We start from the raw sequence: 12,267 nt of genomic DNA, 5'->3' as shown, positions 1-12,267 counted from the left end.
GCCCGGGCGACCGGCGCCGCATGGAGCCCCGGGGTCGGCTACATCGGCCCCGCGTGCTCGGTCAGCCAGGAGTACGGGTCGATGGCGGTTACGCCGTTGAGGTGCAGCTCCAGGTGCAGGTGCGGTCCGGTGCTCTGGCCCGTGCTGCCGACGTTGCCGATCACCTGACCGGCCGTGACGGACTGGCCCACACTCACGGCGGCGGAGCCGGCGAGCATGTGCCCGTAAGTGCTGGTGACGTTCTGACCGTTCACGACGTGATCGATCATGACGTGCACGCCCAGGCCGCCGTTGTCGTACGCGGTCACCGAGCTCACGACGCCGTCGGCGACGGAACCGATCGGGGTTCCCTGGCCGGGGTTCATGTCGAGGCCGTCGTGGAAGGTCGAGCATCCCGCGCAGGGCGCCGAGCGGGGGCCGTACCCGTCGGAGATGCGGATGGAGCCGGGGAACGGCCAGCGCACGCTCGCCCCGGCGGGGGCGGCGGCAACGGCGGTGGCCGCGGCCGCGGCGGCGGGGGCGACGACCACGGGTGGTGGTGGCGGCGCGACCTCCTTGGCCGTGTAGGTGTCCACCTGCACGGGGACGGGCGCTGCGGCGGTCACGCTGATGCTCTGTGCCGGTGCGGCCTCGGCCTGGGCTACCCTGGCGGCGGACGCCTGAGCCGCGCTGGCCGGAGCACCGTCGGCATCCACGTAAGCGGCCTGCGCGGGCAGCGCACCGGCCGTGGTGAGCAGCGCCACAAAGGTCATGGCGGTGACGGCGGTGACCTGCCGGCGGCGGGAGGGCGGCTTGATGAATCCGCTGCGCCTACGCATGAAACTCCCCGGCCGAAACGTGGGCAAGGATGTGCACGGTGCAAATGGACATGGCAAAAGCTTTCTGGTCGATGCGGGATCAGGATGCGGATCCACCAGGCCTCGAAAGGGTCACTCACCGGCAGCGGCCCGCGTCAGGTGACAGGGCAGGCCGGATAGGGCGTGGAGCGGGCGGGAACCGTGAAGGTGGCACCGCCGAATGGGAATCCAGCACACGGCGACGACGTCGGCCCCGCGCGCAGGTAAATGACGTTACGTCACGTTTCTGGGTAAACCGTGTGCGTGCATGCGTACGCACACATCGGCGGGGGTGTCGCTAGGGTCGTCTGGCGCGGAGGGCCAGGCCGCCGATCGGCAGGATGACCAGGCCTGCCGCGCACAGCAAGGCGATCCACTCACCGGTGGCCAGGCTCACCCAGAGGCCGAGGCCGAGAACCGCGACGCTCCACAGCCAGCCGAACAGAGCGCTGCGGCGCACGGCGTGATCGGGTGCGATTGTCATGCCTTCACTCTACAAAGCGCGGCTGGGTGGTTCCAGTGGACCCGAGGGCTCAGACGGTGACGACCGACTGGGCCAGGGCGTCGAGAGCGCCGGGCACCAGTCGGTAGTACGCCCAGGTGCCGCGCTTGTCCCGGGAGAGAATACCGGCATCCACCAGCACTTTGAGATGGTGGGACACCGTGGGCTGACTGAGGCCGAGGGGTTCGGTGAGGTCGCAGACGCAGGCTTCGGCGTCGTCGTGGGCGGCGACCATCGAGATCAGCCGAAGCCGGGCCGGATCGGCGATGGCCTTGAGGGTCTTCGCAAGCTTTTCCGCGCCGTCCGCGGCGAGCGCTTGGCGGGCGGGCGGCGCGCAGCACTCGACCGCCGCGGGGGCCTGCAGAAGTTCGACGTTCACCATCCCCCCATTCTGACACGCGAATTGACATCCATCGATGCTGTCGCCACACTCAATATCGACGTTCATCTATTTCCCAGCCGCGACCGATGGAGCACCATGACATCCGCCGACCAGCCCGCCCCTGCCGCCGCGCAGCTCGGCACCACCGATCGGCTGCTGCCGGTCTGGATTCTCCTCGCGATGGGGCTCGGGCTACTGCTCGCCGTCTTCGCGCCCGGCGTCGGCGACCTGCTGCACGCGTTCTCGATCGGCTCGGTGAGCGTGCCGATCGCGGTGGGCCTGTTGGTGATGATGTATCCGGTGCTCGCCAAGGTGCGGTACTCGGATGCCCGCGCCGTCGCCGGCGACCGGCGCCTGCTGGTGTCCTCGCTGGTGCTGAACTGGCTCGTGGGCCCGGCGCTGATGTTCGCGCTCGCCTGGGTCTTCCTGCCCGACCTGCCCGAATACCGCACCGGGCTCATCATCGTGGGTCTGGCCAGGTGCATCGCCATGGTGCTCATCTGGAACGACCTGGCCTGCGGCGACCGGGAGGCCGCGGCGTTCCTCGTGGCGATCAACTCGGTGTTCCAGGTCATCGCGTTCGCCGCCCTCGGCTGGTTCTACCTGCAGGTGCTGCCGGCCTGGCTCGGCCTGGCCACGACCAGCGCCGAGTTCTCCATCTGGGCGATCACCGCGAGCGTGTTGGTGTTCCTCGGAATTCCGTTGCTGGCCGGCTACCTCTCCCGTCGCATCGGCGAGGCCGCCCGTGGCCGCGCCTGGTACGAGAGCCGGTTCCTGCCGCGGGTGGGCCCGTTCGCGCTCTACGGACTGCTCTTCACGATCGTGTTGCTCTTCGCCCTGCAGGGTCAGCAGGTCATCGACCGGCCGCTGGACGTGGTGCGCATCGCCCTGCCGCTGCTGGTCTACTTCGCGGTGATGTTCGGGGCGGGCTTTCTGGCCGGCCGGCTGGTCGGGCTGTCGTACGCCCGCACGGCCACGCTGGCCTTCACGGCGGCGGGAAACAACTTCGAGCTGGCCATCGCGGTGGCCATCGGCACGTTCGGCGCCACGAGCGGTCAGGCCCTGGCCGGCATCGTGGGCCCGCTGATCGAGGTGCCGGCTCTGATCGCCCTGGTCTACGTGTCGCTGTGGCTGCGCCCGAAGCTGTTCGGCCACGAGCCGGCGCCCCGGGCCGCAGCATCCGGCGAACCGGCATCCACCGAGGCGGCGGCGCCGACCGCCGTCTGACCCGTCAGTGCCAGCGGTGCAGGCTCAGCCGCGGGTCACCTGGATCTTCGACGTCGTCTGCTCGCGCTCGGCGACGGGCACCCGCACCTCGAGTACGCCGTCCCGGTAGCTGGCCGAGACGTCGGAGTCTTTGCTGCCGCTGGGCAACGGGATGTCGCGGGCGAAGGAGCCGTAGCGGAATTCGGTGCGGTAACCGCCCTTCTCCTTGTGTTCGCTGGTCTCTTGGCGTTCGGCCTGGATGTGCAGGACCCCGTCGGACACCGAGATGTCCACGTCCTTGTCGGGGTCGATGCCGGGCATCTCGGCTTTCACCACGAGGGTGTCACCCTCGTGGTATTCCTCCACCCGCAGGGCTGCGGACTCCCAGTCGCCCTCAAAAAAGCGTCGCACCGAGTCGGGCAATTCGAATCGGTCGCGGCGCGCTACTCCACCAGCCATGATGCATCTCCTTGGGGTTCGGCCTGTTTTCGCTGCACAGAGTACCCCCGCGCCGTGGCCCGCGCAGGCCGTGCGGCGGGCGCTAGATCAGCTGCGCCGCGCGCAGATCGGCCTTCAGCCGCGGGGTCAGCGGGTCGAGAATATCGTCGTACTCGCGATGCCCGCGCAGGTAGGCGGCCGTGAACGGGCACAACGCCACGACCCGCAGCCCGCGCGCCCGCACATCGGCGAGCGCGGCCGCCACCAGCGTCGACGCCAGCCCCTTGCCGGACTGGTCCATGCTGATCTCGGTGTGCACGAACACCCGCTGTTCGCCGTGATCGGCGTAGACAGTGTGGCCCACCTGCACCCCGTCGAGCAGCAGCACGTACCGGCGCTCATCCTCGACGAGTTCGACGGTGCGCTGCTCGCCGGCACCGGGCTGACTATCGCCATGTGTGGGGATGCTCATCCCCCCAGTCTGCCCAGCGCGCCGACGGATGCAACCCCTCGCGGCTGCCCATCCGGCGCTACTCGGTGGTCGGCACCGCACCGGCCGCCGCCGCGGCATCCGAACCAGCCTGAGCGACGCTGCGCCGCGCCCGCCGGTAGGTTGACCGCTTCGGCTGCTCCTTGAGCTGGCGGCGCACATCGTCGAGGATCTCGGTGACGGTCATCAGGTCGGCATGGCTGAGCCTGTCGAAGAGCATCTCCCGCACCAGGTCGACGTAACCGGGGATGCCCGTCCGCAGCAGGTCGAGGCCCGCCGGAGTGATGTGGGCGATGACCGACCTGTCGTCGTCGGGGGCTGGCTGCCGAAGCACCAGCTCCTTCCGCTCCAACTGGCCGACCTGGTACGTGAGCCCACTGCGGGAGACCGTGAGTGAATCGGCGATGTCGGTCATGCGCCGCCCAACGGTGCCGGCTTCGCCGATGCGCAGGAGAATCTCGAACTGCGCGAGGGTGAGGCCCACGGAGTCGCGCAGATTGCGGTCGGCCGCGTACTGCACGATGTTCGACGTCTCGAACAGGGCCGCCCAGGCACGCATCTCATCGGCCGAGATGGATGGTTCGGGAATTCCCATGGTCGGTCCTCCGTTAGGGTGAGAAAGAAGTTGTTTCGAATACGAAGCACTTGTCGGCTCGATGTCGAACACTCTGCGTGTTGACGACTGAGTCCAGTGTGCTCCGCTCTACCCGAAAGAAGACAATCATGACCAACGCCATTTACACCGCATCCGCCACCTCCTGGGGTGGACGCACCGGCAAGGTCGTCACCAGCGACAACAAGCTCGACCTCGACCTGTCCATCCCCAAGGACATGGGCGGCGACGACGGACCCGGCACCAACCCCGAGCAGCTCTTCGCCAGCGGCTGGGCGGCCTGCTTCCACAACGCCCTCAAGGCCACCGCCCGCCAGAACAAGGTCGACGTGTCGGAATCCGCCGTCACCCTCACGGTCAACCTCGTCGGCAGCATGGCCACCGGCCTCGACTTCGAGGTCACCATCGAGGCCCAGATCCCCGGCGCAGACCCGGCCACAGCGCAGGCAGCCATGGAAGCCGCACACGCGGTCTGCCCGTATTCCCGCGCCACCCGCGGCAACATCGCCGTGAAGCTCACCGTCGTCACCGACGAGGACTAGCCACCACCTTCGTTCTGCGTCCCGTGCGGACAATTGCGTCCGGCACACCGGCACCAATTGTCCGCACGGGCACCAGTTGCGCCACCGGCAGGCTCTACCCCCAGACGTCGGCCATCTCCGCGGGCAGGGTCCGCAGCACGTCCCACCGCTCAGGCACCACCAGGCTCGGCAGCACGAACGACCACATCTCCACGAGCCGCTGCATCAGGTCCGCCCGGCCGGTGAGCACGCCGGAGACCACCTGCACACCCGTGAACGCCGGGCTGATGAACCGGGCGGCGGCGGCGACATCCACGTCGGCGCGCACGTCGCCGTCGAGGATCGCGCGCCGCAGCAACAGCTCGCAGGCCGCGATCCAGTCCTCGTATGGCGTCACCACGGGCACCGAGAGGTTGCTCGATTCCATCGTCAGGCGGATGCCTGCCCGCGACACCGGATCGTCGCGCACCTGCTTGCCCAGCTCGAACGCCATCCGCAACAGCACGTGCAGGCCGGGCTGCTCGCTGTGCAGCAACTCGTCGCCGAGCCCGAGCGCCCGCTCATGCTGGGCGTCGATGACCGCCAGCGCCAGCGCCTCCTTCGACGCGAAGTGGAAGTACAGCGCCCCCTTGGTGAGCCCGGCCGCGACACAGATATCCGCCATCGAGGCACCGCCGTAGCCCACAGCGCCGAAGACATCGGCGGCGGCGCGGATGATCGCCGCCCGGGTTTCCACGGCGCGAGCCTGTTGGGTCATGACGCTCCTCGACTGGAAACGGGCACCCGGCACGGCACCGAGACCAATTCCGACTTCGTCTCACCAGAAAGCATACCGTTTGGTATGCTTCCATTAGGCCGGGCGAGCATTCCGGGGGGAACCTGTTTTCCCGGCCGACGACTACCGCACGACCGCACCACCCGCCCAGCGCCGCCGCCGGGCACCATCTGCCGGGATCGAGGGGAATCCGACGAATGAACAGCACAGGAATACTCAGCACCGCCTGGCAAGGAACGCTCGGGCGCACAGATGTCCTGGACGGCGGCGCTATCGACGGCGCCACGCTGGGCGCTCTGATCGGCGTGACGCTCATCGTCCTGGCCGGCCTGGGCGCCCTCGTCCTCATCGTGGCCGCCCTCGCGCAGGTGGTCCGCGCCGTGCACCTGAGCGAACCGGCCCGCACACGGTGGGTGTTGACCGTGGTCTTCGCACCGGTGTTCGGCGCGCTCGCCTGGTTCGCGGTGGGCAACCGCCTCCAGGCCGGCTGACCCGCACCCGGCAGTCCCGCTTCCGCGGGTCAGGACCGGGGCCGCACTACGAGCACCGGGCAGTCCGCGTGCCGCACGCACTGCTCACTGACCGAGCCGAGCAGCATCCCGGCCAGTCCGCCGCGCCCGCGGGAGCCGACCACCAGCATCCGGGACCCCCGCGAGACCTCGATCAGAGTCTTAGCCGGCCCGCCCAGCGCCACCCGATACTCCGCCGTGAGCCCCGGATGCTCGGCGACGACGTCCCGGGTGTCGTCCACGAGGCGTTCCCGCACCGCGCCCGCGTAGTCCGAGTACGACGACACATAGCCGAACTCCCAGTTCGCCGGGCGCGGAGCCGTGTCGATGGTCCAGGCGCGCACGATCGTCACCGGCACCTTGAGGTCGGCGGCCAGGTCGAGAGCCACGGTCAGGGCGTGATCGGCGTCGGCCGATCCATCATGCCCGACGACGATGCCCGTGCGCGGGCCGGGCTGCTGTGCCGGTTGCGCGGCCGCTTCGGCGTGCACCGCCGCCGCGTCGCCCGCATCGGGTCGAGGGTCCTTGCCTGTGCCGGTGTCAGCGTCCATGGTGGCCTCCTGCCGCGGAAGGCGGAGCGTCCGACTCCTGCGGTTCCCTCCCATTCAACCGTCCCGAGCCTGCCGCCGGTAGAGCGCGGGCCATCTCGGGCGAGGAATTCCGGCCGCCCTCCGCCGCTGAGCCGCGCCGGCGCAGCCTCTCGCAGCCGCCTCCCACCCGGCGCCCCAACGCCTTCGATAGTCTCTGGGGATGAGCTACTTCGAGCGCCACCGTTTGTCCGCGCTCGCGACGGCTGCCGTTCTCGTCGTCGTCCTGGCCGGCGCAGCCCTCGTCAGTGCCGCCCTGCGCGCCGAACCCGCCACGGCGGCCCCCACCGCGCCCATCGCCACGAACACGATCGACCTGGCCGGCTTCGAGCCCGGCCGCATCGTCAGCGACTACACCTTCTTCAACGCCGACGCCATGACCGAGCAGCAGGTGCAGTCGTTCCTGCTGTCGCGCAGCTGCATCCGCACCGACAGCTCACCCTGCCTCTGGGAGTACCGCGAGAGCACCGTCGACCAGCCCGCCGCGGGTGCCGGCCACTGTGCCGCCTACCCGGGCGCCGAGAACGAACACGCGAGCACCATCATCAGCAAGGTCGCCGAGGCCTGCGGCATCAGCCCCCGCGTTCTGCTGGTGCTGTTGCAGAAGGAGCAGTCCCTGCTCAGCCGGCCCACCGAGTCCGGCTACCTGCGCGCCACCGGCTACGGTTGCCCCGACACGGCCGACTGCGAGACCGAGTACTTCGGTTTCTTCAACCAGGTCTACAACGCGGCCTGGCAGTTCCGTCAGTACACCCAGGAGCCCGAGCGCACCTACAAGATCGGCGACACCGAGGTGGGCTACAATCCCGACGCCGCGTGCGGCGCCAGCACCGTCGACATCCAGAACCAGGCCACCGCCAACCTGTACAACTACACCCCGTACCAGCCCAACGAGGCGGCCCTCGCCGACCCCGACAGTGATGGCGACGGATGCTCCACCCACGGCAACCTCAACTTCTGGCTGTTCTACACGGCCTGGTTCGGCTCCGGCAACCCCGACCCGTACCCGGATGCCCTGGGCTCCTGCCTCAACTACGCCCACGGCCAGCCCTGCCGGGTGCCCGAGCTGATCCCGTCGCTCTAACCCCACCGCACGCTTAGGAGGAACCATCGTGGACGTCCCCGCCGGCCGCCATCTCGTGTACCAGACCAGCCTGATGAGCGCCCTGCTCGACGGCATCTACGACGGTGACACCACCGTGGCCACCCTGCTCGAACACGGCGACTTCGGCCTGGGCACCTTCAACGCGCTCGACGGCGAGATGCTGATCCTCGACGGTGTCTGCTACCGGATGCGGGTCGACGGCACGGTGGCACCCGCCGCGCCCGGCGACCTGACCCCGTTCGCCGTGGTCACCGAGTTCGTCCCCACGGTCACCATCCCCGTCACCGGGCCTGCCACCCGCGATCAGGCGGTGGCGCTGATCAACGAGACCCTGCAGAGCGCGAATTACCTCTACGCGGTGCGGCTGACCGGCGAGTTCGAGTGGGTGCGGGTGCGGGCCGTGCAGCGGCAGGAGAAGCCGTATCTGCCCATGTCCGAGGCCATCCGGGGCGAGAAGACCCTGGAGTTCGGCCGTTCCACCGGCGTCGTCGCGGGGTTCCGCACCCCGCTTTACGGGCAGGGCATCGGCGTGCCCGGCGGGCACGTGCACTTCGTCGACGCCGACCGGCAGCACGGCGGCCACGTGCTCGACTTCGCGTTACTCTCGGGCACCATCGAGATCTGCATCGGTACCGACCTGCACCTGGAACTGCCGCTCACACCCGAGTTCAAGAACGCGGACCTCAGCCCGGACAATCTCGCCGACCAGATCGAGCAGACCGAAAACCACCGCTGAGCAAACCAAAACGACCCGGTCAGGTCCTCGTCACGTGCCCCGGCCAGAGCGCCGCATCCAGCCCACGTTCGAGCTTGGCGATGGTCTCCATGTCCGGCCAGGCCCGCCCGTCCAGGATGCCGATCAGGGTGGCGTGGTTCACGCCGCAGGACTCGGCGGCATTGCGGATGCTCCGCGAACCGATGGCACGGCGCAAGTTGCCCGCGAACGTCCGCGCGACCTCGCCGATGGCGTCGCTGGCCGGGCCATCCGGCCACTCGTGAACCAACTCGTTCGGCTTCAGGCGCTTGGTGCGTGACATTCCCCCAGCGTAGGCCGCTCCAGGAGCCGTGCGGGCCGCACGAACGGCGACTACGGGGTCCACCAGGGCCGCAACGGCAGCTCGCCGGCAGCGCCCGGTTTGTCGGGCCGGGACATCAACACCTGGTGCAACTGGATGCCATTGTTCTCGAACCCGAGCCGCGATCCAGCCATATACAGACCCCACACTTTCGCGGTGGGGAGCCCGACCTCGGCGACCGCCTCGTCCCAGTGCTCGACGAGATTGGCGCACCAGTCGCGTAGCGTCAGCGCGTAGTGCTGCCGCAGGTTCTCTTCGTGCAGAACCTCCAGACCGGCGTCCTGCGCCTCGCTGATGATCCGGCCAGACCCTGTGAGCTCCCCGTCGGGAAAGACGTAACGATCGATGAATCCGCGCGGCTGTGGTGGTTTGTGATTCTCCGGCCAGGTGATGGCGTGATTGAGTAGCAGCCCGCCGGGGCGCAGCCGGGACTGCAGAAACCCGAAGTACGACGGATAGTTGCGCACGCCGATGTGCTCGAGCAGCCCGATCGACGACACCGCGTCGTACCCGGTTTCCGTGACATCGCGATAGTCGGCGTAACGGACCTCGGCCAGATGGCCCAGGCCCTCGTCTGCGATGGCCCGCTGTGCCCAGCCGGCCTGCTCGGTCGATAGCGTCACACCGGTCGCTCGCACGCCGCGGCGGGCGGCGTAGCGCACCATGCCGCCCCAGCCGCAGCCCACGTCGAGCAACCGGTCGCCCGGTTCCAGTCGCAGCTTTTCGAAGACGAGTCGGTACTTGTTGTGCTGCGCCTCCTCGAGGGATGCGCTCCCGCGCGGGTAACACGCGCAGGTGTAGGTCATGGACGGCCCGAGAACCCACTCGTAGAAGGTGTTCGAGACGTCGTAGTGGTGGTGGATCGCTTCGGCATCCCGGATCTTGCTGTGCCGGAGCCCTCCGGTGATCCTGCGCCACCGGGGCTGCGCTTCCTCGGGCGGCGGCGCTATCGGGCGCAGGTGCCGGGCGCCGATGGAGCGGATCATGTCGACCATCATCCGTGCCGGTGGGCGTGCGAAGACGAGGCTGTCGGCGAGGGCCTTGAGCAGCTCATAGGGGTCCCCCGGGTGCACCCCGCGGATGTCGAGGTCGCCGGCGATGTAGGCGCGGGCAAAGCCGAGGTCGCCGCGGCCGGTGGCCAGGTAGCTCGTGCCGCGGGGGGTTCTCAGATCCAGCCCGAACGACGCGTCCGTCGGCCCGGTCGAACTCTCGTCATAGGCCGTGAACCGCAGCGGAAGCCGGCCGCCTGCCAAGATCTCCAGCACCTCGGCGAGGGTGTATTTCCCCGCCGATCCGGTTTTCCCTGGCGCATCCGTCAGCGAAGTCGACTTCGTCGAGCGTTCCCGGTACGTGGTCATCGTCGTTGCACCGCCTTGGCATAGAGGTCGAGGAGACGTGAATCAGGGTCGTATCTGTTCTTCACTGCCCGGTAGTTTTCTCCGCCGTAGAGTTCGTCGAACTCCGCCCGGGAGTAGTAGGAGTCGGAGTACAACGACTTGTGCCCGTCGAAATCACGGACCGCGCGTTCGATCAGGCGGTTCGTCGCCCCCGCGGTGGACCCGACCGGCACCGTCGACCAGAAGCCGACGTTCACATAGTTCTGGCGCGGCCCGATCGGGTAGAGCGGCCAGCCGGTGTCATCCTGCAACCGCAGCGGACACAGCCAGACCGGTGTGATCGGCACGGTGTCCAGGAACCAGTCCAGAAACTCCGCGCACCGCTCTATCGGCACCTCGATGTCCTGGACGACGCGCTCGCGGGGCGGCCGGCCGGCCAGTTTCTCGATGCGATCGCCGATGTGGAATCGTTGTTCGTATTTCATCAGCTTCCCGTAGACGCTGCTGCGCCGGTAGCGTTGCGGCCACAGCCGGCGGACCCGCGGATTCTGCGCTCCGAACGCCTCCGAACACCAGAACCAGTCGGTGTCCCAGCGCCAGAGGTAGTCGTGGATGGTGAGGCGGTCGTCCGTCACCCCGCTGTCGTGCTGAATGGAGCGGTAGTAGATCTGTCGGCCGGTGTAGTCACTCACGGGGCCGGGCGCACTGGTCTTCCTACCGAGGCAGAGGTAGCTTTCCGCCGCGTTGAACACCACGCCGTCGAGGTAGTCGACCACGTCACCGTCGAACATCCCGGTCTCGATGATGCCGTGCATGGCCCGGATCAGGTCGACGAGCGAGTGGAACCGCAGATGGCTGAGCGCGACGAACGGTTTCACGGGTTCGAGCTCGATGCGCAGGCGCACCGCGTACCCCAGCGTCCCGTAGGAGTTGGGGAAGGCCCGGTACAGATCCGCGTGCTCGGTGGGCGAGACGGTGAGCACCTCCCCCGTGCCGGTGAGGATGTCCATCTCCCGCACCGACTCGTGCGGCAGGCCGTTGCGGAACGACGTCGACTCGATGCCGAGGCCGGTGACTGCGCCGCCGAGCGTGATGGTCTTCAGCTGCGGCACCACCAGCGGCGCCAACCCGTGGGGCAGCGCCTGGGCGACGAGGCCGTCGTAGGTGCACATGCCGGCCACGTCGGCCGTCCGCGCCTCTTCGTCTATCGCGATGACGCCGGTCAGCCCGGAGGTGTCCAGGCCCGGCACGGTGTTCTTGGCGCGTGCCCGGAACAGGTTCGACGTTGGTTTGGCCAGCCGAATCGGGGCCCCGTCGGGGACGGCCCGATAGCTCTCGAGTAGGCGCTGCACGCCGGCGGCGTGAGCGCGCTTCGCGTCGACAAGTGCGGGCACGCCCACACGATAGCCCGCGGTCGCCCCGGACGCGACGGGCAGCTGCACAATCACACAGACACGCGGGCGATCTCACCGATGGCGTTGCTGGGCGGCCAATACGCCACGCCTCTACGCTCGCTCCGCTTCAGGCACGTGGTGCGTGACATGTTGGCGTATTCGCCGTGCCGATCGGGCGCGACCATCGCCTAGCGATACGTCCGCGCGTTCGACGGCGCGGGCGTCGACGCGCGTCCGGTCACATGTGTTCATGTAGTCGCGACACAAAAGCGGATGCCGTTTTGCGCTGGCCCGCCCGAAGAATCCGGCGCCCACCCCATCGGCGATCGCGAGGGTCCAGGCCGGAGGCGCGCGGCGTCCCGAACGCCAGGGGCGCCAGCGCGGCACTGGCCGTGCGGTGACCGCTCAGACTTGACGCTAGCCCGAGTTGAATTAGTGCTGCGGATCCGCTGGGAACACTCCCCGCGCCGAGACATGCATGGCGAATAGCCATTGC

Annotated in this window: 16 protein-coding genes; 5 read left to right on the top strand and 11 right to left on the bottom strand. The window is 68.6% G+C overall.

Features of this window, described 5'->3' with window-relative positions; translation table 11 throughout:
- Nucleotides 1–38: 38 nt before the first annotated feature.
- The 3 genes from E3T19_RS14490 to E3T19_RS14480 form a co-directional block, all read right to left on the bottom strand.
- Nucleotides 39–818 (bottom strand): M23 family metallopeptidase, encoded by a 780-nt coding sequence (locus tag E3T19_RS14490; RefSeq protein ID WP_134409165.1) that lies wholly within the window; start codon nucleotides 816–818, stop codon nucleotides 39–41.
- A gap of 316 nt (nucleotides 819–1,134) precedes the next feature.
- Nucleotides 1,135–1,320 carry a hypothetical protein gene (locus E3T19_RS14485; RefSeq protein ID WP_134409164.1) on the bottom strand — a complete coding sequence of 62 codons (186 nt, stop codon included), beginning with the start codon at nucleotides 1,318–1,320 and terminating at the stop codon, nucleotides 1,135–1,137.
- Between the two features lie 49 nt (nucleotides 1,321–1,369).
- Nucleotides 1,370–1,720: a metalloregulator ArsR/SmtB family transcription factor gene (locus E3T19_RS14480; RefSeq protein WP_103459677.1), complete on the bottom strand. Its 351-nt coding sequence runs from the start codon at nucleotides 1,718–1,720 to the stop codon at nucleotides 1,370–1,372.
- A 96-nt stretch (nucleotides 1,721–1,816) separates the two neighbouring features.
- On the opposite strand from E3T19_RS14480, the gene arsB reads away from it, so the two are divergent.
- On the top strand, nucleotides 1,817–2,947 hold the full coding sequence (gene arsB / locus E3T19_RS14475; protein WP_134409163.1) for an ACR3 family arsenite efflux transporter: 1,131 nt from the start codon (nucleotides 1,817–1,819) through the stop codon (nucleotides 2,945–2,947).
- Nucleotides 2,948–2,971: 24 nt separating this feature from the next.
- On the opposite strand, the gene E3T19_RS14470 is transcribed toward arsB, so the two are convergent.
- The 3 genes from E3T19_RS14470 to E3T19_RS14460 all read right to left on the bottom strand — a co-directional run bounded on the left by E3T19_RS14470 (nucleotide 2,972) and on the right by E3T19_RS14460 (nucleotide 4,449).
- Nucleotides 2,972–3,385: an Hsp20/alpha crystallin family protein gene (locus E3T19_RS14470; protein ID WP_134409162.1), complete on the bottom strand. Its 414-nt coding sequence runs from the start codon at nucleotides 3,383–3,385 to the stop codon at nucleotides 2,972–2,974.
- An 82-nt stretch (nucleotides 3,386–3,467) separates the two neighbouring features.
- Nucleotides 3,468–3,836, bottom strand: a complete 369-nt coding sequence (locus E3T19_RS14465) for a GNAT family N-acetyltransferase (RefSeq protein WP_088455083.1) — start codon at nucleotides 3,834–3,836, stop codon at nucleotides 3,468–3,470.
- Between the two features lie 58 nt (nucleotides 3,837–3,894).
- Nucleotides 3,895–4,449 carry a MarR family winged helix-turn-helix transcriptional regulator gene (locus tag E3T19_RS14460; protein WP_134409161.1) on the bottom strand — a complete coding sequence of 185 codons (555 nt, stop codon included), beginning with the start codon at nucleotides 4,447–4,449 and terminating at the stop codon, nucleotides 3,895–3,897.
- Between the two features lie 128 nt (nucleotides 4,450–4,577).
- Between E3T19_RS14460 and E3T19_RS14455 the strand changes: the two genes are divergently transcribed.
- Complete coding sequence (locus E3T19_RS14455) at nucleotides 4,578–5,009, top strand: organic hydroperoxide resistance protein (protein WP_174776277.1); 432 nt, start codon at nucleotides 4,578–4,580, stop codon at nucleotides 5,007–5,009.
- A gap of 94 nt (nucleotides 5,010–5,103) precedes the next feature.
- Here E3T19_RS14455 and E3T19_RS14450 read toward each other — a convergent pair whose 3' ends face one another.
- Entirely contained in the window at nucleotides 5,104–5,745 is a 642-nt protein-coding gene (locus E3T19_RS14450; RefSeq protein ID WP_088455081.1) for a ScbR family autoregulator-binding transcription factor, read from the bottom strand.
- A 215-nt stretch (nucleotides 5,746–5,960) separates the two neighbouring features.
- Between E3T19_RS14450 and E3T19_RS14445 the strand changes: the two genes are divergently transcribed.
- Entirely contained in the window at nucleotides 5,961–6,254 is a 294-nt protein-coding gene (locus E3T19_RS14445; protein ID WP_103459675.1) for a PLDc N-terminal domain-containing protein, read from the top strand.
- Between the two features lie 29 nt (nucleotides 6,255–6,283).
- On the opposite strand, the gene E3T19_RS14440 is transcribed toward E3T19_RS14445, so the two are convergent.
- On the bottom strand, nucleotides 6,284–6,823 hold the full coding sequence (locus tag E3T19_RS14440; RefSeq protein WP_198414940.1) for a universal stress protein: 540 nt from the start codon (nucleotides 6,821–6,823) through the stop codon (nucleotides 6,284–6,286).
- A gap of 199 nt (nucleotides 6,824–7,022) precedes the next feature.
- Here E3T19_RS14440 and E3T19_RS14435 point away from each other — a divergent pair, with 199 nt between their 5' ends.
- Together E3T19_RS14435 and budA are read left to right on the top strand one after the other, a co-directional pair.
- On the top strand, nucleotides 7,023–7,943 hold the full coding sequence (locus E3T19_RS14435; RefSeq protein ID WP_134409159.1) for a hypothetical protein: 921 nt from the start codon (nucleotides 7,023–7,025) through the stop codon (nucleotides 7,941–7,943).
- A 28-nt stretch (nucleotides 7,944–7,971) separates the two neighbouring features.
- Entirely contained in the window at nucleotides 7,972–8,700 is a 729-nt protein-coding gene (budA, locus tag E3T19_RS14430) for an acetolactate decarboxylase (RefSeq protein ID WP_241980252.1), read from the top strand.
- A gap of 19 nt (nucleotides 8,701–8,719) precedes the next feature.
- Here the strand turns inward: budA and E3T19_RS14425 are convergent, their stop codons facing one another.
- The 3 genes from E3T19_RS14425 to E3T19_RS14415 are packed head-to-tail and all read right to left on the bottom strand — an operon-like array spanning nucleotide 8,720 to nucleotide 11,771.
- Nucleotides 8,720–9,001: a hypothetical protein gene (locus E3T19_RS14425; RefSeq protein WP_088455077.1), complete on the bottom strand. Its 282-nt coding sequence runs from the start codon at nucleotides 8,999–9,001 to the stop codon at nucleotides 8,720–8,722.
- Nucleotides 9,002–9,051: 50 nt separating this feature from the next.
- Nucleotides 9,052–10,398 carry a class I SAM-dependent methyltransferase gene (locus E3T19_RS14420; protein ID WP_134409158.1) on the bottom strand — a complete coding sequence of 449 codons (1,347 nt, stop codon included), beginning with the start codon at nucleotides 10,396–10,398 and terminating at the stop codon, nucleotides 9,052–9,054.
- Nucleotides 10,395–11,771, bottom strand: coding sequence for an FAD-binding oxidoreductase (locus tag E3T19_RS14415; RefSeq protein WP_198418796.1), 1,377 nt, complete (start codon nucleotides 11,769–11,771; stop codon nucleotides 10,395–10,397). The genes E3T19_RS14420 and E3T19_RS14415 overlap by 4 nt, the downstream gene beginning before the upstream one ends.
- Nucleotides 11,772–12,267: the final 496 nt, after the last annotated feature.

The sequence above is a fragment of the Cryobacterium sp. TMT4-31 genome, assembly GCF_004403385.1.
GTDB classification, from domain to species: Bacteria; Actinomycetota; Actinomycetes; order Actinomycetales; family Microbacteriaceae; genus Cryobacterium; species Cryobacterium zongtaii.
Note: the sequence above shows the minus strand (reverse complement) of the source record. Positions and strands in the feature narration are given on the sequence as shown.